Source organism: Nonomuraea sp. NPDC049758 (assembly GCF_040674635.1).
Taxonomy (GTDB): Bacteria; Actinomycetota; Actinomycetes; order Streptosporangiales; family Streptosporangiaceae; genus Nonomuraea.
Genome location: NZ_JBFAMZ010000009.1, coordinates 77,185 through 100,937 on the forward strand (window position 1 = coordinate 77,185; position 23,753 = coordinate 100,937).

Here is a 23,753-nt window from a genome sequence, read left to right on the forward strand (position 1 = left end):
ACGCCGGATTCCGTTCCAGATCTCGCTGGCCCCGGCTCGGCGGCGGGCTTCCGGCCGTGCGGGCTCTGCCGCCCCGCACCCGCATGTGTCCAGATTCTGACGTATTGTCCACCGGCGCGGCCTTCGCCTGTTAGATTCCGAGTCGTGATCAAGGAGAGGCACGGCAGCGGCCCCGCAACAGACCGCTGAGGCAGGACGGGAGATGCTCCGCGGCCAGGCCAGGGGGCCTGATCACGCGCCGTGCGAGCAGCCCCGCCCGCCGATCGACGTGCCGATCGACGACAGGAGCAATGTGCTGAGAAGAACATCCCTGCTCGCCACCGCCCTCATGGCGATGGCGACGCTGTCAGCCGTCCCCATGGCGGGGACGGCCGGCGCGGCGGTGACCCGGCAGGACGTCACGGATGCCGTCGGCAAGCGCGGCATCACCTGGGGGCCGTGCGAGGAAGAACCCACCGTCGAATGCGGCACGCTGCCCGTGCCCATCGACTGGTCCGAGCCCGACGGGCCGACCGTCGACCTGGCCCTGGCCCGCCGCAAGGCCACCGCCCCGTCGGCGCGGCTCGGCTCCCTGCTGACCAACCCCGGCGGGCCGGGCAACTCCGGCGTGAACGACATCCTGCGCCCCTCCGGCTTCAGCCAGGACATCCAGCGGCGCTTCGACATCGTCGGCTACGACCCCCGCGGCGTCGCCCGCAGCCGCTCGGTGACCTGCTCGGCCTCGGTGTACAACCAGATGCCCTACCCGGTCATGACCAGCCAGGCCGACTACCTGACGTGGGTCGCCTTCGACAAGAGGCTGCGCGCCGACTGCCGCAAGCTCACCGGCCCCCTGTACGACCACCTCGACTCGGTCAACGTGGCCCGCGACATGGACGCCATCCGCGCCGCGCTGGGTGAGGACAAGCTGACCTCCTACGGCGTCTCCTACGGCACGCTGGCCCAGCAGATGTACGCCGAGCTGTTCCCGGGCCGGATCCGCGCCATGGTGCTGGACAGCAACATGGACCACAGCCTGGACGTCAAGGCGTTCCAGGTAAGCGAGGCGGCCACCGTCCAGGACAGCTTCGAGCAGTTCATCGCCTGGTGCGAGCGCGACAGCGACTGCGTCCTGCGCGGCCGCGACATCCGGGCGTTGTGGAAGGGGCTGCTGGCCAAGGCCGGCCGCGGTCAGCTGTTGTGGCCGGGCGACGGCCGCCCGGTGAGCGCGCACAACCTGCAGTGGCTGGGCGTGGTGCTCAACGAGGCGCCCGCCTGGCGGCTGGAGGCCAAGGTGCTGCTCGCGCTGGCGGGCGGCCTGGTGCCCGAGGACATGCCCGGCCCTCCCGGCAACTGGCCCGTGAACGGCCAGTACGCCGAACTGCCCACCGCGATCCTGTGCCAGGACTGGAACCTGTCGCTGCGGGGCTACGCCGAGTACGCCGAGGTGATGCGCGCCTCCAACGCGGTGGCCCCCGACATGCGCTACAACCCGATGCCGATGGGCGACATGCCGATCTGCCAGGGCCATCCGGTCAACAACCCCCAGCACCCGCTGCGGTACAAGGGCAGCACGCCGCTGCTGGTGGCCACCTCCAGGCACGACCCCGACACGCCGTACGCGTGGTCGGCCAGCGTGGCCCGCCAGCTGGGCCCCAAGGCCACCCTGCTCACCTACGACGGCTGGGGCCACGGCGTCTACGGCATGACCACCTGCACCACGGCCGCCATGGACAGCTACCTGATCTCGGCATCCGTACCCGCCAAGGGCATCGGCTGCCCGGCGGAGGAACCCCAGGGCTGACCACAGGCTGCCCCCCGGGCTGACCCCAGGGCTGATCGTGCCGCCCCCGGCACGATCAGCCCCACCCCTCCCGCGGCCGGTCAGGCAAGCGCGGCCGCCAGATGCTCGGCGGTACGGGACCCCGAAGCGGTCAGCAGGTCGGCGGGGGTGCCCTGGAACATCAGGCGGCCGCCGTGTTTGCCGCCGCCCGGCCCCAGATCGATGACCCAGTCAGCCCGTTTGACCATCTGCATGTGGTGTTCGACCACGATGACCGTGTTGCCGGCGTCGACGATGCGGTCGAGCAGGTCGATGAGAGTGTCGACGTCCGACAGGTGCAGGCCGGTGGTGGGCTCGTCCAGAACGTAGATCGCGCCGGTCTTGGTGAGCTCGCCGGCCAGTTTCATCCGCTGGCGTTCGCCGCCCGACAGCGTGGAGGTGGGCTGGCCGAGGGTGAGATAGCCCAGGCCCACGTCGACCAGCGTGGTGACGCGGTCGCGGATGGCCGGCTCGGTGAAGAACGCGGCGGCCTGCTCGGCGGTCAGGGCCAGGACGTCGACGATGGTGTGCCCGCGCAGCCGGTGCCGCAGGGCCTCGGGGTTGTAGCGGCTGCCGCCGCACATCTCGCACACGGCGGTGACCGGGTCCATGAACGCCAGGTCGGTGTGGATGACGCCGCGACCCTCGCAGGCGGGGCAGGCGCCGGTGGAGTTGTAGCTGAACAGGCCCGGCTGGGTGCCGCCGGCGCGGGCGAACAGACGGCGGACCGGATCCAGGACGCCGATGAAGGACGCCGGGCTGGAGCGGGCCGAGACGGCGACGGCGCCCTGGTCGACGATGACGGCGCCGGGGTGCTGGGCGGTGAACACCTCGCCGACGAGAGTCGACTTGCCGGACCCCGCGACGCCGGTGACGCAGGTCAGCACACCGGTCGGCACGTCGAGGGTGAGATGGTCGAGGTTGTGCAGGGCGGCGTCGGTGATGGTCAGGTGCCCGGTCGGGCGGCGCACGGCGCTCTTGAGCGGGGTGCGGGCCCGCAGGTGGCGGCCGGTCAGGGTGCCGGAGCGCGCCAGCCCTTCGACGGAGCCCTGGTAGACGACGGTGCCGCCGTGCAGACCGGCACCCGGCCCGAGATCGATGACGTGGTCGGCGACGGCGATGACATCGGGGTCGTGCTCGACCACCAGGACGGTGTTGCCCTTGTCGCGCAGGGCCCGCAGCAGCGTGTTGAGCCGGCCGACGTCGGCGGGGTGGAGGCCGGCGCTGGGCTCGTCGAAGACGTAGGTCATGCCGGTGAGGCTGGAGCCCAGATGGCGGACGGTCTTCAGACGCTGGCTCTCGCCGCCGGACAGCGTGGTGGTCTCGCGGTCGAGGGTGAGGTAGCCCAGGCCGATGTCGTCGATGCGGCGCAACGCGGCGGCCGCGGTGTCGGCGACGGGGTTGCCGAGCCCGGTCAGGACGCCGATCAGGTCGGTGATCTCCATGGCGGCGTGGTCGGCGATGTTGTGGGGGCCGATCATGGTGGCCAGGGCGGCCTGGTTGAGACGCGCGCCCCGGCACTGGGGGCAGGTGCCCTCGGTGACGAAGGCCAGGACCGCCTCGCGGGTCTTGTCACTCAGCCCCGACAGGTCGCGTTTGAGGTAGAGGCGGGTGAAACGGTCGGCGACGCCTTCGTAGGCGACCTTGTTGAGGGTGCCGTTCTTGCCGCGGACCTCGACGGTGAAGCCGCCGCCGTGCAGCAGCAGGTGGCGCTCTTCCTCCGTGTAGTCGGCGACGGGTTTGGCGGGGTCGAAGGTGCCGGAACGGGCGTAGATCTGCCACTGCCACGTGCCGACCCCGAACAGCGGGAAGCGGATGGCGCCGTCGTCGAGGGACCTGCCGGGGTCGAGCAGCGCGTCGAGGTCGAGGCGGACGGCCCGGCCGAGACCGTCGCAGCCGGGACACATGCCGTGGGGGTCGTTGAAGGAGTAGGCGTAGGAGTAGCCGGCGCTGGGCGTGCCGTAGCGGGAGAACAGCACGCGCAGGATCGGCAGGATGTCGGTCATGGTGCCGACGGTGGAGCGCGAGCTGCCGCCGACCGGCTTCTGGTCGACGACGATGGCGGCGCCGAGGTTGTCGATGGCCTCGGCCTCGGGTTTCTCGTGTTTGGGCAGCCGGTTGCGGACGAACCAGGAGTAGGTTTCGTTGAGCTGGCGCTGGGACTCGACGGCGACGGTGTCGAAGACGACCGACGACTTGCCGGACCCGGACACGCCGGTGAAGACGACGAGCCGGTTCTTGGGGATGCGCAGGGACAGGTTCTTGAGGTTGTTCACCCGCGCGCCGGTGATGACGATGCTGTCGTCCATGCTGTTGTCCATGCGGTCCTCCATGGGGTCACGGTAGCGACGGGCGCCGACAGTTCCGGGAAGGGGCGAAAGTGGGCGAGCAGACGGCGTCCGGGGTCGGGCCGGCCGGGCTGGACATCGTGTACGAGCGGCTGGGCGACCGGGCCGCGCCACCCGTGCTGCTGGTCATGGGGGCGGGCGGGCAGCTGATCAACTGGCCCGACGGGCTGTGCGCCGAGCTGGCCGGGCACGGCCTGCAGCTGATCCGGTTCGACGGCCGTGACTGCGGGCGCTCCACCCACTTCGACGGTGCCGGCGAGCCGGACTTCGCCGCGGCGCTGGCCGGTGACCTGTCCTCGCTGGCCTACACGCCGGCCGATCTGGTCGCCGACACCGTGGGGCTGCTGGACGTCCTGGGCCTGGACAGCGTCCACCTGGTGGGCGCCTCGCCGGGCGGCATGATCGCCCAGGCGGTCGCCGTCGCCCACCCTGGACGGGTCAGGTCGCTCACCTCGATCATGTCCACGCACGGCGACCGCATGACACCCCCGACGCCGCGCCCCGACGCCGCGCGCGGCGTCCCGGGGCCGCCGCCGACCACCCGCGAGCTGTACGCGGCGCGCATGGTGGCCGGCGCGAGTGTCGGCGGCGTGGCCGCCGACCTGGAGGCGGTACGGGCCGTGGCCGAGGGGGCCTGAAACCGCGGCTGGTCGCTGGCCGCCATGCTGCGGCAGGCCGCCTCGGTGATCGGGTCGGGCGACCGGCGGGAGTGACTGTCTCGGCTGGCGGTGCCGGCGCTGGTGATCCACGGCGCGGCCGACCCCGCCGCCGACCCCGACGGCGGGCGGGCCACGGCGCAGGCGATCCCCGGCGCGGAGTTCCTGCTGGTCGAGGGGATGGGACACGGGTTCCCGCCGGGGGTGTGGCGGCAGGTGAGCGCCCGGATCGCCGCGCTGGTCCACCGGGCGGACAGGGTCATGAGGAGGGGCGGATCAGGCCGCTCTCGTAGGCGAACACCACGACCTGGGCGCGGTGACGCAGCCCGAGTTTGAGCAGCACACGGCTCAGATGCGTCTTGACGGTCGCCTCGGCCAGATGCAGGGCGGCGGCGACCTCGGCGTTGGACAGACCGCGCGCCACCTGGACGAGCACGTCGTGCTCGCGGGCGGTCAGCAGGTCCAGCAGCCGGTGCTGTTCGCGGGGGCCGGGGGTGAGCTGGGGGGCGAACCTGTCCAGCAGGCGGCGGGTGACGCGCGGCGACAGGACGGCCTCGCCCGCGGCGACGTTGCGGATCGCGCTGAGCAGGTCGGCGGGCGGGGTGTTCTTGGGCAGGAACCCGGCGGCGCCGGCCTTGAGCCCGGCGAAGGCGTACTCGTCGAGGTCGAAGGTGGTCAGGATGAGCACCTTCGAAGCGGGACAGTCCCGGACGATCCGGCGGGTGGCCTCGATGCCGTCCAGGCCGGGCATGCGGACGTCCATGAGCACGACGTCAGGGCGCAGCCGGCGGGCCTGCAGGGCGGCCTGCTCGCCGTCGGCGGCCTCACCGGCGACGTGCAGGTCGGGTTCGGCGTCCAGCACCATGCGGAAGGCCATCCGCAGCAACGCCTCGTCGTCGGCGATCAGCAGCCGAATGCTCATGACGCGCCCGGGCCGGTCAGGTCGAGGCTCATGGCGCGCCCGGGCCGCTGTGGCAGCCGCTCGTGTGGAAGCCGGTCAGGTCGAGGTTCATCGCGTGTCGGGGCCGCTCGTGTCCGGGCTGGTCAGGTCGAGGACGGCCGCGACCCGCCAGCCGCCGCCGGGGGCCGGGCCGGCGTGCAGGGTGCCGTCGAAGGCGGCGACGCGTTCACGCATCCCAGCCAGTCCCCGGCCGGCGGGCCGCAGGGGCGCCGGGCGGCCGCCGTCGTCGGTGATCTCGATGTCGGCCCGTCGGCGGGTCAGGTGCACCTGGACGTGCGCGCGGGCGCCGGGGGCGTGCCGCAGCGTGTTCGTCAGCGCCTCCTGGGCCAGCCGGTAGAGGGTGAGCTGCGCGGCGGCCGGGACGTCGGCGGGGTCGCCGTCGACCCGCAGCCCGGTCGGCAGGCCGGCGGCGCGCATCCGGTCGGCCAGCGGGCCGAGGTCGGCGATGCCTGGCGCCGGGTGCAGCGGGGCGATACCAGGCTCCTGCTCCCGGCCGATGCCTGAGTCGCCCCCTCGGTCGATGCCCTGACCGGCGGATCCGTCGGCCGCTCGGTTGGCGCTTTCGTCGGCGGCTCGGTCGGCGGCTCGGTCAGCGTCCTGGTCGGTGCTGAGGGAGCGGCGCATGTCGCGCAGTGCCTGGCGGCCGGTGTCGGCGATCTGCGCCATCGCGGCCACAGCCTGACCGGGCGCACGGTCGTGGACGTAGGCGGCGCTGTCGGCCAGCGCCACCATGACCGACAGGTTGTGGGTGACGATGTCGTGCATGTCGCGCGTCATCCGGGCACGCTCCTCGGCGACCGCCAGACGTGCCCGCTGGTCGCGGTCGCGTTCCAAGGAGGCGACGTAGGCCCGCCGGGCCCGCGTCCACAGCCCGGCGGCCAGGGCGGCGGCCGACATCGCGCTCAGCGCCGCCACCGTCAACGGCATCCGGCCCGGTGGCGCCCACCGCGCCGCGGCCGCCACCACCCCGGCCTCCAGCACGAACGCGGCGGCCAGCGTCGCCCGCCACGAACGGCGGGCCGCCACCGTGTAGAGCGCGACCAGCAGCGCCGCGTCGGCCGGAAGCTGCACGTCGAGAGCCCACTGCAGGGCGGCCGCGCCGCCGATCACGCACAGCACCAGCAGCGGGGCACGCCTCCGCCACACCAGCGGCGCCACCAGAGCCACCTGCAGGGCCAGCACCGCAGGGCCGCCCTCGGCCACCCGGCCCGGCCCCAGCGTGACCACGAAGATCACAGCAGCCAGCAACGCGTCGGCAGCCACAGGCGGCACCGAGCCGATCACCGAACGGATCGCCGAACGGAACACTGAGCCGCTCACTGGGCGGACCGTCGAGCCCATCACCGAGCTCAGCACCGATGGGACCACCGAGTGGACCGTCGAGTCGATCGCCGAGTCGATCGCCGAGTCGATCGCCGAGCGGGGCGACGCGGTCGGGCGGGCGGCCGGAGTCATGCGCCCACCCTAAAGGCCGCCCCCCGGCGCCCCCCATCCTCCGCAAGGAGGAACATCTCGGCCCCTCATCCGAAAGTCGTACCCGCAGGTCAGCCCGTGGCCGCTGGCCCGCCCGCGAGCCCGCCTGCCAGCCTCGGACCACACCCCCCGCCTTCCGTCCCGTTCGAGGAGAACACCGGCATGCCCGTGAAGACGTACGCGGCCCCTCTGGCCGTCGCCGCCCTGACCCTCACGCCCGTCACCGTCCCCCTGCACGCGCAACACGCACAGCAGGGGCGGCAGGCGGTCACGGTCGCCCTGCCCGCGCCCGGCGGCCCCCACCCGGTGGGAACCGTCGCCCTGCGCCTGGTCGACCGCTCCCGCCGCGACCCCCTGGTGCGGTCGAAGCCGTACCGCGAGCTGATGGTCAGCCTGTGGTACCCGGCCAAGGGCGGCACGCAGCCGCTCGCCCCCCACATGGCGCCCCTGGCCGCCGCCGACTGGGATCGCCGTTCCGCGCCGCCCATGGGCATCGCCAAGGGCGCCGTCGACTGGGCCGCCACCCGCACCGCCGCCCGTTCCGGCGCGCCGGTCGAGCGCGGCGCGGGCCGGCTGCCCGTCGTGCTGTTCGGCTCCGGGGACGGCGGGCCGCGCACGCTGGGCACCACGCTCGTGCAGGACCTGGCCTCGCGCGGCTACCTCGTCGTCACCGTGGACCACACCTACGAGGCCGACCAGGTGGAGTTCCCCGGCGGGCGGGTCGTGCGCGCGCTGCCGCTGCCGGCCAAGCTCACCCCGCGCGTCATCGCGGCGCTGCTGGAGCGGCACACGCGGGCGCGGCTGGCCGACATGCGGTTCGTACTGGACCAGGTCACGGCCCTGGGGCGGGGACGGGCCATCGGCGGCGGGGAGATGCCCGCCGGGTTGCGCGGCGCGCCCGACCTGACGCGGGTGGGGGCACTGGGGCAGTCCCTGGGCGGGTCGGTGGCGGCCCAGCTCGTCCACGACGACCCGCGGGTGGACGCCGGGGTCAACCTCGACGGCGGCTACGTCGGCCCGGTCGCCGCCACCGGCGTGGCCAGGCCGTTCCTGCAGCTGGCGGCCCAGACGCACACACGGGACAGCGAGCCGAGCTGGAAGTCGTTCTGGCGGGCCTCGACCGGGTGGAAGCGGGAGCTGCGGTTCAAGGGCGCCGCGCACGGCTCGTTCACCGACCTGCAGGCGCTGCTGCCGCAGATCGCCGCGGCGCTGCCCAAGGCGGGGGAGGGGAAGCAGGACGAGAAGCAGAACGGGGTGCCGGTCGCCGACTTCGTCGGCACGATCAATCCGCAACGGTCGGTGGCGGCCCAGCGCGCCTACGTCGGGGCGTTCTTCGACCTGCACCTGTTGGGCAAGCCCACCCGCCTGTTCCAGGAGCCCGACAGCCGTTTCCCCGAGGTGTCCCGCATCCCCTGACCTGACCCGCATCCCCTGACCCTGAGGCCGGATCGGAGGTCTGCCCGGGGGCGATAACAATACCGGTATAAGTATCCCGCGGGTGTAGGGTGGGCGGCATGGTGCGATCCCCGCTGACCCCCGAGGAGCGGCTGCGCGGCGAGCAGCTCGGTCACATGCTGCGCCAGGCCCGAGGCGAGCGCAGCATCGTCGAGGTCGCCGCCGCGGCCGGCATGTCCGCCGAGACCCTCCGCAAGATCGAGACGGGGCGCATCGCCACGCCGGCGTTCTTCACCATCGCCTCACTGGCCGACGTCCTGGGCATCTCCCTCGACCGCCTGGCCGTCCGCGCCGCCCCCGCCCGCACCTGACCCGTCCGGGTCGGAGTCATTCCGTACGGGAGCGGCGTACCTCGTCCAGCACGTCCTCGATGCGCCGCCAGGCGTCCTGAGCCGCGGCCGGGTGGAAGGTGTCACGCTCGTCGGCGGCGAACCCGTGGCTCGCCCCCGGATACACCACCGTCTCCAGCCGCTCGGCGATCGCCCGCTGCTGGGCGCCGTCGATGATCGGGTCGTCGGCGCCGAGCAGCACCACCAGCCGCCCCGACCCCCGCTTCGACCCCCTCCCGGACAAGCCCCGCCGAAGAGCCCGCGGGGGAGGACGCTGACAGCTCCCCTGAGGGGCCCGCTGACGGGCCCGCCGATGCCCCTGTTGAGGGGCCTGCTGACGGGCCCGCCGGGTCCACCCCCGCCAGAGCCGCCGAAGGCGCCCGCGAAGGCGCAGGGGAGGGCCGCAGCTCGTGCCGGTGGTTGAAGTCCGGCACGACGGCCGCATGCCCCAACCCCGCCAGCCGGTCGGCCATCCGCCGCGCGTACCCGCTCACCCCGAAGATCTCACCGGCGACCAGCACGCCCACGGGCCGCCGCACCCCCACGGGCAGGGCCGTGTAGGCCGCCATGCCCGCGATGTCCACCCATCCGGTGGTGATCTGTCCGTTCACGCGGCCGAGCTAACCAGCCCCCGCCCGCCCCCGGCCAATCACGACCCCGATGGCCGCCATCACAACCCCGATCGCCCCCGGCCGACGCCCTATCGCGACGGCTTGTCACGCAACAGCGGGTGCGACCGCATCGCCACCTCCAGCTCCCCGGGCAGCTCGTCACGGTAACGCCCCAGCGTCGACAGGTCGCTGTGCCCCAGCACCCGCCGCACCGCGTCCATGTCGACCGCGTCGGCCAGCAGATGCGTGGCCGTGGTGTGCCGCAACCCGTGCGGCGTCACCGAACGCCGCTGATCGGGATCGACGTGCCGCTGCACCCGGTCGATCACCGCCTGCACGTCGCCCCGCGCCAGCCGCCGCCCCCGCCACGACAGCAGCAGCGCCTTGCCGTCGTCGGCGCCGGCCACCTGGCCACGCCCCCGCGCCAGGTAGGCCTGCAACACCTCGGCCACGTCGCCGGGCAGCGGCACGTCACGCGTACGGCCGCCCTTGCCGAAGATCCGCCAGTAGCGCACCCCGTCGTTGGTGTAGAAGTCCTCCACGTTGGCGCGCACCAGCTCCGACACCCGCGGCCCCACCGTCGACAGCAGCAGCACGATCACCGCGTCACGCAACTGCATGCGCTGGTCGCGGCGCTTGCCCTCCTGCTCGGGCGCCTCCCGCAACTGCCGCGCCGCGCCGATCAGCCCCTGGGCCTGCTCCCGCGTCAGCGCCCGCCGCTCCGGACGCAGCCCGCCCCGCTGCTTGGCCGTCACCGTCGCCGCCGTCATCGGATTGATCTGCACCCACCCGGCCAGCGTGGCGTGCTTGAACAACGCCGAGATCGACCGCCGGAACCGGGCCTGCGAGGACGGCGACTGCCCCGAACCCGACCCGGCCGCCTGCCGCGCGTCGGGCTTGCGCGCGAACGCCAGCAAGATCGCATCGACGTCCTCGCCGGTCAGGTCGTCGAGCACCACGTCGGCGCCGGCCAGCGCCACCAGCGTGGCCACGTCACGCGCGTAGACCTCGGCCGTGGCCGGGGACAGCGCGCCCGTCGACGTCTTGGCCACCACCAGCTCCACGTAGCGGTCAGCCGCCTGTCCCACCGTCAACCTGTCGAGCTCCGCGGGCCGCACCGGCTCCCCTCCTCACATCTCGGCGACGCACCGAACGCACCCGCCCGCGGACGACGCCGCGCGCAGGTATGCAGCTTGCAGAGGAGACGGTAGCGGCCGCCACCGACGAAAATCAGATGTCGCGGAAGGTCTCGATGCGCGCGCCCAGCGCGTTCAGCCGCTCGGCCAGGTCCTCGTAGCCGCGGTTGATCACGTACACGTTGCGCAGCACCGACGTGCCCTCGGCGGCCATCATGGCCAGCAGCACCACCACCGCCGGGCGCAGCGCCGGCGGGCACATCATCTCGGCGCTGCGCCACCGCGTGGGCCCCTCCACCAGCACCCGGTGCGGGTCCAGCAGCTTGACCGAGGCGCCCAGCCGGGTCAGCTCGGTCAGGTAGATCGCCCGGTTGTCGTAGACCCAGTCGTGGATCAGCGTCGAGCCCTGCGCCGCGGCCGCGATCGCGGCGAAGAACGGCACGTTGTCGATGTTCAGCCCCGGGAACGGCATCGGGTGGATCTTGTCGATGGGGGAGACCAGCTTGGAGGGCCGCACCGTCAGGTCCACCAGCCGGGTACGCCCGTTGGCCGCCCAGTACTCGCCCGTGCGGTCGCAGTCGAGCCCCATCTCCTCCAGAACCGCCAGCTCGATCTCCAGGAACTCCACCGGCACCCGGCAGATCGTCAGCTCCGAACTGGTCACCACCGCGGCCGCCAGCAGGCTCATCGCCTCGACCGGGTCCTCGGAGGGGGAGTAGTCGACGTCGCGTTCGATGGAGGCCAGCCCGTGCACCGTCAGCGTCGTGGTGCCGATGCCCTCCACCCGCACGCCGAGCTGCTCCAGGAAGAAGCACAGGTCCTGCACCATGTAGTTGGAGGAGGCGTTGCGGATCACCGTCACCCCCGGATGCCGGGCCGCGGCCAGCAGCGCGTTCTCCGTCACGGTGTCGCCGCGCTCGGTCAGCACGATCGGCCGCGCCGGGGCGGCGCCGCCGTCCACCTTGGCGTGGTAGAAACCGCCCGTCGCGGTGATGTCCAGCCCGAAGTGCTTCAGCGCCGACATGTGCGGCTGGACGGTACGCGTGCCCAGGTCGCAGCCGCCCGCGTACGGGATCTGGAATTCCCCCGTACGGTGCATCAACGGCCCCAGGAACATGATCACGCTGCGGGTACGGCGGGCCGCCTCGGTGTCCATCGCCTCCAGCTCCAGCCGGGCCGGCGGCACGATCTCCAGGTCGCTGCCCTCGTTGATCCACCGCGCCCGCACCCCGATCGAGGCCAGCACCTCCAGGATCCGGTAGACCTCCTCGATCCGCGCCACCTTGCGCAAGATCGTGCGGCCGTTGTTCAGCAGCGACGCGCACAACAACGCCACACAGGCGTTCTTGGACGTCTTGACGTCGATGCTGCCCGACAGCCGGCGCCCGCCCACCACCCGTAGATGCATCGGACCGGCATACCCCAGGGACACGATCTCGCTGTCGAGCGCCTCCCCGATCCGGGCGATCATCTCAAGACTGATGTTCTGGTTGCCGCGCTCGATCCGGTTGACCGCGCTCTGACTCGTCGCTAGCGCATCGGCCAGCTGAAGCTGCGTCCAACCGCGATGCTGACGCGCATCCCGGATGAGCCGGCCGATCCGCACAAGATAATCATCTGCCACAACACACGACCATATCTCACATATGAGATGCCGCCGCGACCCCGGGTCCCGACGCGCCGGACAGCTCCCGATGACCCGCCAGATGCGGGGGAGTGGCATGCGCCCGCGCCTTGCCCACGAACGCCCGGCGCGCCTCCCGGAACCCGTTGCGGTCGTCGAACATGTCCCGGCTCATCTCCGCCAGCTCCTCGGCCCGGTAGGCGTCCAGCGGCTTGCGCCGCTCGTCGGTCTCCCGCGCCTGCCGCCGCGCCGCCAGCAACGCCTCGTAGGAGGGGTCCTGGGCCAGCCGGTGCGCGAAGTCCACCACCCGCCGCTCGAACTCCTGCCGCGACCCGCCCGCCACCCGATCGGCCAGCCCCAGCTCCACCGCCTCGGCGGCCCCCACCGGCAACGCCCGCTCGGTCAGCTCCGCCGCCGCCTGCGCCCCCACCCGCCGCGGCAGCACGTACGTCCAGAACTCACTGCCGAACAACCCCATCGTCCGGTAATGCGGATTGAGCACCACCGGCTCCCGCACGATCACCCGGTCGGCGCCCAGCCCCATCATCACCCCGCCCGCCCCCGCGTTCCCCGCGATCGACGTCACCACCAGCTGCGACGTGCACGCCACGATCTCCCGGCACACCGCGTTGATCGCGTTGATGTTCATCCACGCCTCCAGCTCCGGATGACGCGCCGCCTCGATCACGTTCAGGTGGATGCCGTTGGAGAACACCTCGCCACCCCGCACCACCAGCACCCGCGTGTCCTGCGCCGCCGCGTACCGCAACGCCGCCGCCAGCCGCCGGCACTGGTCGGTGGACATCGCGCCGTTGTAGAAGTCGAAGCTCACCACCCCGACCTCCTCGCCGCGCTCGTAGGTGATCTCGCTGTAGCCGGCCCGCTCACCCACACCCGCCAGCCGCTCACCCAGCACCATCGTCGCCGGCAGCTTCACGCCACTCACCTGAGAGCCCGCCTCTGCGCCCGCTTCTGCGCCCGCCTGTGCGCCCGCCTCCAGGCGCAGGTGGCCCACCCACACGGTCCCCTGACCGGTGTGCACCAGCACCGCACCCTCACGCCGGGCCGCCACCGCCCCCGGCGCCCCGGCCAGATCGGGACCCCGGTGCACGTCGAACACCCGCACCGGCAACTCGCACAACCGCGCCCGGCCGCCCGGCGCCCCGTCGGCCGCCCGCACCAGCCGCACGATCTCCTCGGCCGGCTGCTCCCAGGAGAACTCCCGGTCGGCGTGCCGCATCGGCCGCCGCAGCCGCCCCGTCACCTCAGGGGAGCGGTAGTCCAGCGGCGCCGGCGCGAACAACGGATCGGCCGCCTTGCCCGCGACCTCGGCCACCAGCTCCACCGCCGCGTCGGCCACCGGCCCGTTGTACAGCGCCGACTTGCGCGGCGGCTCCGACGGCATCGGGAACGTCCGCCACCCCCAGATGGGGCCGGCGTCCATCTCCTCCACCGCCTGCAGCGCCGTCACCCCCCACGCGCGCTCGCCTTCGGCGATCGCCCAGTCCAGCGAGGACGGCCCCCGGTCCCCGGGCGGCCCCGGATGGATGATCACCGTACGGTGCCCGCGCCACAACGCCTCCGGCACCCGCTCCTTCAGGAACGGGCAGATGATCAGGTCCGGCTTGACCAGCTCGGCCGCCTCCACCATGACCCGCTCGGAGATCGCCAGCTCGACGCTCACATCATGGCCGGCCCGCCGCAGCTCCAGCCAGGCACGCTGGGTCAGGCCGTTGAACGAGGAACACAGGAGCAGGATGCGCAACGCGGAACTTCCTTCACGAGACGTCAAGGGCAGCGGGCAGGGGAGAGGCGTCAACCGATCGCGGGCGGACGAACACCACCAGTACCGGCATTAGCGGCAGTCCCATAAGGCCCAGGCATCTCTAGATGTTGACACGAATCTTCCACCGATGCTGACAAATCACCACAGACAGCCGTGCTGAGCAGCCAAATTGCCCTGATATGCCCGAAAAAATCCTGGCGGGGGAGACACCTCAACCCCGACCAGCAACCCCACCCGAAACCCACCGCAAGGGACAACCCACCCCACAATGGATCACATGGACACCCGCGCCGCCGCCCAGCACTTCGCCGACACCTGGCAACACGGCTGGACCCACCACGACACCACCGCCATCATCGCCCTCTACAGCGACGACGCCACCCACACCAGCATGCCCTTCCGCCCACCCCACCACGGAAAAGACGCCATCGCCGACTACATCCGGCAATCCTTCACCGGCGAAAGCGACCCCCACGTCACCTTCACCACCCCCATCGTCGACGGCGACCAGGCCGCCATCGAATACCGGGTCCACGCCCTCGACAACGGCCACCCCATCACCCTCGCGGGCTGCGTCTTCGCCCGCTTCAACCCCGACGGCCTGGCCATACAGACCCGCGACTACTGGCACACCACCCCAGGCCACCGATAAGCAGAGAAATCAGCGCCGCCCCATCGGCACCGGCGCCACCACCCCCGGCACCGGCAACGGACGCGCCACCTGCCGCGTCTCCTCAACCTCCTCAACCTCCGCACGCTGCTCGGCGTGCCCACCCCCGCAATACCCGTTCGTCAGGATCAACCGCCCCCGCAGCGGGGTGTACGCCTCCCTTTCGGAAGCAGGCAGAACCCCCTGACACACCGGACATAAAACCGACTGGTTCCCCACGTGCTGCTCCTCTCGCTGAGCGAATAGCAGGAGCTCTACCCTAAAACCCCCGAACATGACAAAGACAGTGAATCAACACGCCGTCAAAACCCCCGTCAGCCCCCAGAGCAGCCCCCGCACACCACCCCGCCACCCCCCAAAACCCCAGATCGCACCCCCGTACCCAATGCACCCGCCACGATCACAATGACGGCGGACACCCCGAAAAAATCTTCACACCAACCCCGCCGGCAACGCCCGCCCGGCCGCCCCGTCCCGACCGATGCAGGGCAACCGGCATGATCGAACGCGTGCACCACGACCCGCCTGCCCGCTGGTGATCGGACGAACGGCGGCAGCGGTTCGTCCGATCATGTGCTCGCTCAGATGTCCGGAAGGGGTCCACCGATGACGAGCCCGGCCTATCCGCACCAGTCCTGGCTGACGCCACGCGCCCGCGTCACGCTCTCACCGATCCACGGCACCGGCCTGTTCGCCGGTGAGCGCATCGGCGAGGGCGAGGTCGTCATGCGACTGGGCGGCCGGCTGATCGACAATGACACCCTGGCCTCCCTCACCCCGCCCTACAGCAGCCTGACCATCGAAGAAGGCCTCCATCTGCTCCTCGACCCCGACCACCCGGTGCGCTACGGCAACCACTCCTGCGAACCCAACCTCTGGCACACCGACGCCACCACCCTGGTCGCCCGCAGAGAAATCGCCCCCGGCGAAGAGCTCACCGTCGACTACGCCACCCACAGCGGTGTCGGAACGTGGTCCATGCCCTGCCGTTGCGCCGCGCCCGGCTGCCGGGGCGCCGTGACCGGCGACGACTGGCGACTGCCGCACCTCCAACACACCTACGGCGCCCACTGGAGCCCACCCCTGCTCAACCGCATCAACCAGGAACAACCGCGCACCTAACGCACGCCTCCACGTCCGTGGGCTACCCTCCGCCCATGGCCAAGTTCCTCGCCGTCCTCAACGGCGCCGCCGACAGCGCCGACAAAGCCACACTCACCGAGCAGCAGCAGAACGAGTTCATGCACGCATGGGCGGCATGGGCCCAGAAGAACCAGCACGCCCTGATCGACCCCGGAGCGCCACTCTTCCGCAAGAAACTGGTGACGACCCAAGGCGTCGAGGACTTCACCGACGCCAAGACCGGATACGCGATCGTGGAGGCCGACACACACGAAGCCGCGGCACAGCTCTTCAGCGACCACCCTCATATCGCCCTGACGCCCGGCAACTCGATCGAGGTCCTCGAGTGCCCACCCATCCCGTCCTGAGAAGCGCCCGACCGCCACGCGCCGGGCCCACCACCCCAGCGCCCCTCACGGGATGAACAAAGACCCACTCACCCCCACCGGCTCCCACAGGCCGAGCGCCCGCAGCAGATTCCTCGCCAACGCCCGATGCCCGTACTCATTGGGATGACACCCGGACCCCATCCAATGCTCGCCACCATCCCAAGCCGCATGATGATCCACCAACACGTCCGCCCCCAGCGAGCGCACCACCTCGGCATAAGCCGGCAGATCAGCCCAGCCCGACTCCGGCGCCCGATTGGGCGTCTGAAGCACCACCTTCGCCCCCGCCTCCCGCACCCGGGAAACCACCGCGGCATAGTCACGGGCGAAAGCCGGAAGACCCGCCGGCCCGGCCACACAGTCGTTGAGCCCGAACATCAGCACCACCACATCAGGCCGATGACGCAACACCGCGTTCTCCACATCGAGCTGAGACACCTTCTGCCCACTCACCCCGGTGTTGATCACCACATCGGACGGCCGGTCCAGCTCGAACCGCACCCGCTCGGCGAACAACTGCGTAAAGTCACGCCACCCGAACGTGTGCAACGCCCCCTGAGTCACGCTGTCACCCGTGAACAACCACACCGTGCTCATCCCGATCACCACACCCCGAACGACGACAAGGCCGCACGAAAGGCTAGACGATCACCACCCGGACCACCCTGCACGGGGGAGTAGCGCTACGACAACCATCGAAAGGCAGCGCCGCCGACACAACAGCCCATCGGCCTCATCCGGAAAGGGGAGACCGAACCGCGCCGCCGAGCCCCAGGCGCCGGAAGCGGGTTGCCCACCCGCCCCGTACGCGCGGACCACCGGCGGGGAGCACGACAGCGATCCCACCCGAGTTCGACCTACGCGACTGTCGAACGCAGCCGCCAACGCGACCGCGACGACACACCCACCCGCGACCGGAAGCGCGGAGGAGGCCCTGGATAAGGTCTACTTGACATAATGTTCATTATCGAGCAACCAGCCAACGCCACGACGCAGCAAAAACATCCCGCATGAACAGTCACCCGCCGGGCAGATTTCCACCATGCCCAGCCTGACGTCCAGCCAGTTCCTCGCCGCCCCGCCGGCTCTGGCCGCCTCGACGGCCGGCCTCGTCGCACTCACCGCCGTCATCGTCGCCGCCGTCATCTGGCTGATCATTCTGGCCGTACGGTTCACCAAAAGCCCCCGCAATCGCCCCAACCCCAGCGTCGACCTGGTGGACCAGGCCCGGGAGCTGAAGGCCCTCGGCCAGATCCAGGAAGCCGTCTTCCTGGTACGCGGCGAGACCGGCATGAGCCAGCGTGCCGCCTCCCGCTTCGTGAACCGCCTCTAGCTGGACAAACTGCTCATACCGTACAGAACGTGGATTCTGTGTGGTTTGGGTAATTCGTCCGTAAAAGGGCTGGTCGAGTGGCTCTGGAGATCCCCGTGATTACGCACGGCGGTCGGACGGCTGCTCTATGCTGTCGGGGTGCGGGTGTGTGAATAGGGGGCGTGAAACCCCTCCGGCCTCGGCGGGGCCGCCTTGGTCCAGGGGGGTCGGCGGTCCCGCGTGCGTCACCGGCCGCACGGTCCACGGTCCACTCCCCTCTTCCGACACCGGGCATGTGAGAGCCCGGGAATGGCGGCTTTGTCGTGAATACCCCGGACCCCCTCGGGCGTGTGTCCCTCCCCCATCTGCTCTATGTCGATCACCAGTTGCGCATCACGTGCTGCCCGATGCCGGGTCCGTCGATCATCCGGTTGGTGGGCGAGGTGGACGCGACGAACCAGGTGGCGCTGGCCGAGACGTTGGGCCGGGCGCGGCGGATCGACGAGTCGCTGGTGGTGGATGTGAGCGGGCTGGATTTTCTGGGGGTGGAGGGGGCGCGGTTGCTGGTGGTGTCGTGCCGGGCGGGGCGTACGCAGTTGGTGGGGACGCCGCCGCATGTGTTGCGGTTGTTGCGGGCGATGGGGTGGACGGGTGGTCAGGGGGCGTAGGGGTGGGTGGCGGTGACGGCGGTGACGGGGAGGGGGCCGTAGAGGTGGGGGTAGCCGTTCTCGGTGCGGATGTCGAGGCCGGTGGGGTCGATGTCGAGGATGAGGAGGGGTTGGGTGACGGCGGTGTAGTAGGTGTCGTGGACGGTGCGGAGTTGGGTGTGGTCGTGGCTGAGGTGGATGAAGCCGATGTCGTCGAGGGTGTGGCCGAGGGTGGAGATGCGGTACTCCCCTGCTTGCTGGGCGTGTTGCCAGTCGGTTTGCAGGGCGAGGTGGTGGACGACGGTCATGGGGTCCATTCGGTGTCGAGGATGGCGTAGATGGTTTCGCTGGTCCATTCGCCTTTGACGATTTCATTGTCGATGAGGGTGGCTTCGTGGCGCATGCCGAGTTTTTCCAGGACGCGGGCTGAGGCTTTGTTGCGGGCGTCGAGGCGGCCGGTGATGCGGTGGAGGCCGAGTTGGGTGAAGCCGAGGTGGATGAGGGGGCGGGTGGCTTCGGGGGCGTAGCCGTGGCCGTGGTGGTCGGGGTGCAGGACGTAGCCGATTTCGCCTTGGCGGTGTTGTGCGCTGGTCCAGATGAGCAGGGCGTTGCCGATGAGTTGGCCGGTGGTGCGCAGGGTGATGGCGAGGTCGAGGGCGTCGCCTTCGTCGTGGAGGGTGTGGCGGGTGATTTTTTTGTCGAGGGAGGTGCGGGTGGTGTGGCGGTCGCGGGGTTCCCAGTAGAGGTAGCGGGTGACGTCGGGGCGGGATTCGTAGGCGTGGAGGGCGTCGAGGTCGTCGGGGGTGAAGGGGCGTAGGTGGAGGCGGGGGGTGGTGAGGGGGTATTCGGGTGTGAGCACGGGGGGCAGTGTAGGGAGGGGGTGGGGGGTGTTCAATGCGTTTTTTGGTGGGGTTCAGTGGCTGCCGGCGAGGTTGAGGACGATGACGCCGCCGATGATGAGGAGGATGCCGCTGATCTTGAGGGGGGTGAGGGTTTCGCCCATGAGGGTGGCGCCGATGAGGGCGATGGCGGCGGTGCCGGCGCCGGACCAGATGGCGTAGGCGGTGCCCATGTCGAGTTGGAGTTTGAGGGCGCGGGCGAGCAGGACGAAGGAGGTGATGTAGCCGGTGGCGACGGCGATGGTCCAGCCGATGTGGGTGAGGCCGTTGCTGAGTTTGAGTGCGGTGGTGGCGAGGACTTCGGAGGCGATGGCGAGGGCGAGCAGGATCCAGGCCATGGGGTTCCTTCGGGGTGTGGGCGTGGTGTGGGTGTTGCGGGTTCGGCTTGAAAAGGTAGTCGAATGCGTGTTCCACTGGTTGGGTGGGTTGGGATGCGCTGGCGCTTGTCGAGGCGGTCGATGAGCGGCCGCTGATCGAGCGGCGCGCGGTGGTGCGTGACGGTTTTTATGAGACGCAGGCCCGTACGGTGATCGAGCGGGTGCCTGGGAGTGCGGGCATCGTCGAGCGGTGGGCGGTTTCGCCTTATCGGGGTTGTGCGCATGCGTGTCTGGGGTGTGGGGCGCGGGCGGGTCATCGCAAGCTGGGGTTGGATGCGGGGGCTGATTTCGATGCGCGGATCGTGGTCCGGGCGAATGTGGTGGAGCGGTTGCGGTCGGAGTTGGGGCGGTGGGCGGGCGAGCCGCTGGCGGTGGGGGTGGCGGGCGATGGTTATCAGCCTGCTGAGGAGACGTATCGGTTGATGCCGGGGGTGGTGGCGGCGCTGGGGGCGGCGGGGGTGCCGTTCACGGTGTATACGCGTAGTGCGCTGGTGTTGCGGGATGCGGGGGTGCTGGCGCGGGCGGGTGCGCGGGTGGCGGTGTCGATCGCGTTCGTGGACGAGCGGATCAGGCGTGCGGTGGAGCCGGGTGCGGTGGGGGCGCAGGCGCGGTTGGAGTTGGTGTCGGCGCTGGTGGAGGCCGGGGTGGAGTGCCGGGTGCTGATGGCTCCGGTGTTGCCGTTGCTGAGTGATGCGGCTGATCAGTTGACGGCGACGGTGCGGCGGATCGCGGGTGCGGGGGCGGTGGCGGTGGAGCCGGTGGTGTTGCGGTTGCCGCCGGGGACGCGGGAGTGGTACTTGCGGTGGTTGGCTGGGGCGCATCCGCATCTGGTGGAGCGTTATGAGGAGCTCTACGATCGGGCGGGGTTCCCCTCCCCCGGCTATGAGCAGCGCATCACGGGGCAGATTGCGGAGTTGTGCCGGGTTTATGGGATGCGGTGCGGTGCGCCGGAGCCGGTGGGTCGGGGGCCGTCGGTGGCTCAGCTGTCGCTGGTGTGATCCCCGGGGTCAGGGGCGTTGGTGGAGGATCATGCCGGGCCACTCCCCTACGGTGAAGGGCTGGTCGCGGGTGAATCCGCAGCTCTCGTAGTAGGAGACGAGGCGTTCGTCGTCGCCGGCGTAGCAGTCGACGCGGACGAGTCCGAGGCCGCGGTCGCGGGCTTCTTGCAGGGCCCATTGCAGGAGGTGTCGTCCGACGGATTGTCCGGCGTGGCGTTGGTCGATGACGAGGACCTGGACGTAGAGCTCGGGTTCGGTGGCGGGGGTGACGTAGGGCATGGCGTCGCCGACGACGATGCAGCCGGCTGGTTGGTCGTCGATCTCGGCGATGCGCATGCCGCCGCTGGCGAGCCAGTCGGCGGCTTGCTGGGTGCGGCGGGGGTCGCCGGTGAAGGGGCGGGTGCCCCATTGGCCGGTGCGGTTCTGGCTGACGAGCCATTGGATGGCGCTGTCGAACATGGTCAGGAGGACGGCGTCGTCGCCGGGGCGGCCTTCTCTGATCTTCACCGGTGACACTGTAAGGGGTGGTGGGTGGGGTGGGTGCTGACGGGGGCCGGGTTCGTGGTGTGGTCCCGCTCCCCCGTCTGTGGGTCGTCTTTATGGGGCGTGCGTGGTCGCGGTTTTCGGGAGTGCGAGCATCACGAGTGCGGTGATGAGGTAGAGCGCGGTGGAGGCGATCAGGACGATGCCGAGCGCGTGGCTGTAGGCGGGCAGCGCCGGTGTTGTGGTGGCTGGTGGGGTGGCGGTGGTGAAGAAGATGGTGCCGAGGACGGCGATGCCGGCCGCGCCGCCGATCTGGTTGACGGTGGACAGGACCCCGCCTGCGGCGCCTGCGTTGCGTCCGGGGACGCCTGCCAGGACGACGTTGACGAGGATGGGTGCGGCGAGGCCGAGTCCGAGGCCGCCGGCGAGCAGGGCGAGGGCGAGGGGCCAGTAGCCGGGGTCGTTGCCGTCCTTGATGATGGCCCACAGGGCCAGCTGGGATGCCGCGATGGTGAGTGAGCCGGTGATGAGGAGCGTTCTGCCTGCTTTGGTGGCCAGGGCGACGCCGAGGCCGGAGGTGATGATCGAGCCGAGGGCGTACGGGAGGATCACCAGGCCGGTCTGCCATGCGGTTCGGCCGGTTGCGTTCTGGAGGTAGACCGACAGGGTGAGGAAGGACGGTCCGATGCCGCCGAAGAAGAGCATGGAGGCGGTCAGGCCGACGGTGAAGGCGCGGATTCTCAGCAGGGCGGGGTCGAGGACGGGTTCGTCGCCGCGTCGGGTGAGGCGGCGTTCGTGGGCGAGGAAGATCGTGAGCAGGAGGGTTCCGGCGGCGAGGAGGGCGTAGCTGGTCCAGTTCCATCCCCAGGTCTGGGTCTGGATGATCGGCAGGAGCAGGAGAAGGATGCCGGTGGCGGCCAGGAGTGCGCCTGTGAGGTCCAGTCGGGTGGTGGAGGCGGAGCGGGACTCCGGCAGGGCTTTGGCGCCGAGGGCGAGGGCGAGGATGGAGACGGGCACGTTGATCCAGAAGATGGTGCGCCAGCCCAGTCCGAACAGGTCGGCGTCGACGAGCAGGCCGCCCAGCAGCGGTCCGGCGACCGAGGCGAGGCCCTGGGCTGCTCCGTAGGCGCCGAAGGCCTTGGCGTGCCGGCCCGGGGGGAAGGTGGCCCGGATGATGCCGAACACCTGCGGGACCATGATTCCTGCGGTGAGTCCTTGCCCGGCTCGCATGCCGATGAGCATGCCGGGGTCGGTTGCCAGGGCGCACAGTGCCGAGGTGGTCATGAAGCCGGTCAGCCCGATGGTGAACAGGCGTTTGCGGCCGTGCTGGTCTCCGAGTCGTCCGCCGGTGATCAGGCCGGTGCCGAGGGCGAGGGTGTAGGCGGCGATCGTCCATTGGATCTGGGTGTGGTCGGCGGCCAGGTCCTGGGCCATGGCGGGGGCTGCGACGGTGACGATGGTCGCGTCGAGAAGGTCCATGAAGGATCCGAGGAGCACCACCAGCAGCGCGGTGGTCGTGCGGGTGCCGGTGTCGCGTGCGGGGGGCGCTTCGGTGGTGTGGGGGCTGGGTGCATCGGTCATGCGGGCCACCTTCGCCGGGATAGTTGCCATCGATTGGCCGCTATGGGTGGGAGGATCGGGCGATCATGGCTGCCACTTCCGCGCGTACGCTCAAGCTGCTGTCGATCTTCGGGGTCGGTGGGACCCTGACGGCCGGAGAGCTCGCCGAGCGGGTCGGGGCGTCGGTGAGAACCGTGCGTCGCGACATCGAGACGTTGCGGGACCTCGGGTACGAGATCGAGGCCGTCCGCGGAGCGGGTGGAGGGTATCGGCTCGGTCGTGGCGCCCGTTTGCCGCCGGTGGTCTTCGACGAGGATCAGGCGGTGGCCACGGCCGTGGCGCTGCAGACGGTGCCGGCGGTCCTGTCCGGTATCCGGGAGAACGCGGCCCGTGCTCTGGCGACGCTGCATCAGGCGATGCCGGTGCGCGGTCGTCTGCAGGCCGAGGCGTTCACCGTTTCCTCGGCGCGTAACTACTGGGAGTTCCCCGCGCCGCCGATCGAGGCCGGGATCGTCGCGGCCGTCGGCAGTGCGATCAATCGGCGGCATCTCGTGCGGGTGGACTACACCGGCGACGGCGAGCCCGTCACGCTCACGCTGGAGCCGCATGAACTGGTGGTGTGGGCCGCGCGCTGGTATCTGGTCGCCTTCGATATGGATGCCGGCCGGTGGCGCGTGATGCGGGTGGACCGTTGCACGCCGCACCCGCCCACGCACGTCCCCTTCGACCGGCGTGACGTCCCGCACGGCGATCCTGTCGTCTTCGTGATGACGGCGCACGACCGTGGAGACGCCGCCGCGGAATGGCCGTGCCGCGGTTCGGCCGTTCTGGCGCTGCCCGCTGCCACGGTCGCCCGGTTCGCCCCGGGCGGGTCGACGGTGGAGTACGCCACCGAGGGCACGTGCCGGCTCACGCTCGGCGCGTGGTCATGGCCGGGGCTGGCGGGGTTGCTGCTCACGTTCGACGCCGATCTGGCACACATCGAACCGGCCGAGCTCAGGCAGGCTTTGTGCTCGCTGGGCGCCCGGATCGGCCGGGGGCTCGACTCCGCGGCGCAGGGGCGGTGAAGTGTGTGAGGGTTCGTTCGGTGTGTTCCTCGATGCGGTTCTTGAGCGG

25 protein-coding genes and 1 pseudogene are annotated in these 23,753 nt (G+C 70.9%); 12 read left to right on the top strand and 14 right to left on the bottom strand.

The features are described 5' to 3' along the window. The first annotated feature begins 202 nt into the window (after positions 1-202). Entirely contained in the window at positions 203-1,783 is a 1,581-nt protein-coding gene (locus AB0J46_RS24220) for an alpha/beta fold hydrolase (protein WP_364335611.1), read from the top strand. Positions 1,784-1,863: 80 nt separating this feature from the next. On the opposite strand, the gene AB0J46_RS24225 is transcribed toward AB0J46_RS24220, so the two are convergent. After that, positions 1,864-4,134 (bottom strand): excinuclease ABC subunit UvrA, encoded by a 2,271-nt coding sequence (locus tag AB0J46_RS24225; RefSeq protein ID WP_364335613.1) that lies wholly within the window; start codon positions 4,132-4,134, stop codon positions 1,864-1,866. A 47-nt stretch (positions 4,135-4,181) separates the two neighbouring features. Between AB0J46_RS24225 and AB0J46_RS24230 the strand changes: the two genes are divergently transcribed. Further along, positions 4,182-4,787: an alpha/beta fold hydrolase gene (locus AB0J46_RS24230; RefSeq protein ID WP_364335615.1), complete on the top strand. Its 606-nt coding sequence runs from the start codon at positions 4,182-4,184 to the stop codon at positions 4,785-4,787. 90 nt (positions 4,788-4,877) lie between these two features. Next, the gene (locus AB0J46_RS24235; RefSeq protein WP_364335617.1) at positions 4,878-5,141 is read left to right on the top strand and encodes an alpha/beta hydrolase; all 264 of its coding nucleotides are present in this window, start codon (positions 4,878-4,880) and stop codon (positions 5,139-5,141) included. Here AB0J46_RS24235 and AB0J46_RS24240 read toward each other — a convergent pair. Then, the gene (locus tag AB0J46_RS24240; RefSeq protein ID WP_364335619.1) at positions 5,065-5,727 is read right to left on the bottom strand and encodes a response regulator transcription factor; all 663 of its coding nucleotides are present in this window, start codon (positions 5,725-5,727) and stop codon (positions 5,065-5,067) included. The genes AB0J46_RS24235 and AB0J46_RS24240 overlap by 77 nt on opposite strands. A gap of 87 nt (positions 5,728-5,814) precedes the next feature. Then, complete coding sequence (locus AB0J46_RS24245) at positions 5,815-7,221, bottom strand: histidine kinase (RefSeq protein ID WP_364335621.1); 1,407 nt, start codon at positions 7,219-7,221, stop codon at positions 5,815-5,817. Positions 7,222-7,401: 180 nt separating this feature from the next. Here AB0J46_RS24245 and AB0J46_RS24250 point away from each other — a divergent pair, with 180 nt between their 5' ends. Both AB0J46_RS24250 and AB0J46_RS24255 read left to right on the top strand, forming a co-directional pair. Continuing rightward, positions 7,402-8,655, top strand: coding sequence for a lipase (locus AB0J46_RS24250; protein WP_364335623.1), 1,254 nt, complete (start codon positions 7,402-7,404; stop codon positions 8,653-8,655). Positions 8,656-8,753: 98 nt separating this feature from the next. Continuing rightward, a complete protein-coding gene (locus AB0J46_RS24255) occupies positions 8,754-9,005 on the top strand; it encodes a helix-turn-helix transcriptional regulator (protein WP_364335625.1) in 252 nt (83 codons plus the stop codon). A 16-nt stretch (positions 9,006-9,021) separates the two neighbouring features. Here AB0J46_RS24255 and AB0J46_RS24260 read toward each other — a convergent pair whose 3' ends face one another. The 5 genes and pseudogenes from AB0J46_RS24260 to AB0J46_RS24280 all read right to left on the bottom strand — a co-directional run bounded on the left by AB0J46_RS24260 (position 9,022) and on the right by AB0J46_RS24280 (position 14,159). Then, positions 9,022-9,228, bottom strand: coding sequence for a dienelactone hydrolase family protein (locus AB0J46_RS24260; protein ID WP_364335627.1), 207 nt, complete (start codon positions 9,226-9,228; stop codon positions 9,022-9,024). A gap of 193 nt (positions 9,229-9,421) precedes the next feature. Beyond that, positions 9,422-9,592: pseudogene (locus AB0J46_RS24265) on the bottom strand (dienelactone hydrolase family protein); the annotation flags it as partial. 131 nt (positions 9,593-9,723) lie between these two features. Then, complete coding sequence (locus AB0J46_RS24270; protein WP_364335629.1) at positions 9,724-10,752, bottom strand: tyrosine-type recombinase/integrase; 1,029 nt, start codon at positions 10,750-10,752, stop codon at positions 9,724-9,726. Positions 10,753-10,864: 112 nt separating this feature from the next. Then, entirely contained in the window at positions 10,865-12,394 is a 1,530-nt protein-coding gene (locus AB0J46_RS24275) for a UDP-N-acetylglucosamine 1-carboxyvinyltransferase (RefSeq protein WP_352326032.1), read from the bottom strand. Between the two features lie 16 nt (positions 12,395-12,410). Further along, on the bottom strand, positions 12,411-14,159 hold the full coding sequence (locus AB0J46_RS24280) for an enoyl-CoA hydratase-related protein (RefSeq protein WP_364335631.1): 1,749 nt from the start codon (positions 14,157-14,159) through the stop codon (positions 12,411-12,413). 298 nt (positions 14,160-14,457) lie between these two features. Between AB0J46_RS24280 and AB0J46_RS24285 the strand changes: the two genes are divergently transcribed. The 3 genes from AB0J46_RS24285 (at position 14,458) to AB0J46_RS24295 (ending at position 16,340) form a co-directional block, all read left to right on the top strand. Beyond that, entirely contained in the window at positions 14,458-14,832 is a 375-nt protein-coding gene (locus tag AB0J46_RS24285; protein ID WP_352350640.1) for a nuclear transport factor 2 family protein, read from the top strand. Positions 14,833-15,456: 624 nt separating this feature from the next. Then, the gene (locus tag AB0J46_RS24290) at positions 15,457-15,972 is read left to right on the top strand and encodes an SET domain-containing protein-lysine N-methyltransferase (protein ID WP_364335633.1); all 516 of its coding nucleotides are present in this window, start codon (positions 15,457-15,459) and stop codon (positions 15,970-15,972) included. A gap of 35 nt (positions 15,973-16,007) precedes the next feature. Continuing rightward, a complete protein-coding gene (locus AB0J46_RS24295) occupies positions 16,008-16,340 on the top strand; it encodes a hypothetical protein (protein WP_364335635.1) in 333 nt (110 codons plus the stop codon). A 45-nt stretch (positions 16,341-16,385) separates the two neighbouring features. Here AB0J46_RS24295 and AB0J46_RS24300 read toward each other — a convergent pair whose 3' ends face one another. Beyond that, entirely contained in the window at positions 16,386-16,958 is a 573-nt protein-coding gene (locus AB0J46_RS24300) for an SGNH/GDSL hydrolase family protein (RefSeq protein WP_364335637.1), read from the bottom strand. Between the two features lie 445 nt (positions 16,959-17,403). On the opposite strand from AB0J46_RS24300, the gene AB0J46_RS24305 reads away from it, so the two are divergent. Both AB0J46_RS24305 and AB0J46_RS24310 read left to right on the top strand, forming a co-directional pair. Further along, positions 17,404-17,694 carry a hypothetical protein gene (locus tag AB0J46_RS24305; RefSeq protein WP_364335639.1) on the top strand — a complete coding sequence of 97 codons (291 nt, stop codon included), beginning with the start codon at positions 17,404-17,406 and terminating at the stop codon, positions 17,692-17,694. Between the two features lie 329 nt (positions 17,695-18,023). Continuing rightward, on the top strand, positions 18,024-18,341 hold the full coding sequence (locus AB0J46_RS24310) for an STAS domain-containing protein (protein ID WP_364335641.1): 318 nt from the start codon (positions 18,024-18,026) through the stop codon (positions 18,339-18,341). On the opposite strand, the gene AB0J46_RS24315 is transcribed toward AB0J46_RS24310, so the two are convergent. The 3 genes from AB0J46_RS24315 to AB0J46_RS24325 are packed head-to-tail and all read right to left on the bottom strand — an operon-like array spanning position 18,329 to position 19,557. Continuing rightward, on the bottom strand, positions 18,329-18,637 hold the full coding sequence (locus AB0J46_RS24315) for a DUF952 domain-containing protein (protein ID WP_364335643.1): 309 nt from the start codon (positions 18,635-18,637) through the stop codon (positions 18,329-18,331). The genes AB0J46_RS24310 and AB0J46_RS24315 overlap by 13 nt on opposite strands. Further along, positions 18,625-19,179 carry a GNAT family N-acetyltransferase gene (locus AB0J46_RS24320; protein WP_364335645.1) on the bottom strand — a complete coding sequence of 185 codons (555 nt, stop codon included), beginning with the start codon at positions 19,177-19,179 and terminating at the stop codon, positions 18,625-18,627. The genes AB0J46_RS24315 and AB0J46_RS24320 overlap by 13 nt, the downstream gene beginning before the upstream one ends. Positions 19,180-19,233: 54 nt before the next feature. Next, the gene (locus tag AB0J46_RS24325; protein ID WP_358286711.1) at positions 19,234-19,557 is read right to left on the bottom strand and encodes a multidrug efflux SMR transporter; all 324 of its coding nucleotides are present in this window, start codon (positions 19,555-19,557) and stop codon (positions 19,234-19,236) included. Between the two features lie 83 nt (positions 19,558-19,640). Between AB0J46_RS24325 and AB0J46_RS24330 the strand changes: the two genes are divergently transcribed. After that, a complete protein-coding gene (locus AB0J46_RS24330; RefSeq protein ID WP_364335647.1) occupies positions 19,641-20,594 on the top strand; it encodes a radical SAM protein in 954 nt (317 codons plus the stop codon). A gap of 9 nt (positions 20,595-20,603) precedes the next feature. On the opposite strand, the gene AB0J46_RS24335 is transcribed toward AB0J46_RS24330, so the two are convergent. Continuing rightward, the gene (locus AB0J46_RS24335; RefSeq protein ID WP_364335649.1) at positions 20,604-21,101 is read right to left on the bottom strand and encodes a GNAT family N-acetyltransferase; all 498 of its coding nucleotides are present in this window, start codon (positions 21,099-21,101) and stop codon (positions 20,604-20,606) included. Positions 21,102-21,191: 90 nt separating this feature from the next. Next, entirely contained in the window at positions 21,192-22,658 is a 1,467-nt protein-coding gene (locus AB0J46_RS24340; RefSeq protein ID WP_364335651.1) for an MFS transporter, read from the bottom strand. A gap of 65 nt (positions 22,659-22,723) precedes the next feature. Between AB0J46_RS24340 and AB0J46_RS24345 the strand changes: the two genes are divergently transcribed. Then, a complete protein-coding gene (locus tag AB0J46_RS24345; protein WP_364335653.1) occupies positions 22,724-23,704 on the top strand; it encodes a WYL domain-containing protein in 981 nt (326 codons plus the stop codon). The last annotated feature ends 49 nt before the right edge of the window (positions 23,705-23,753 follow it).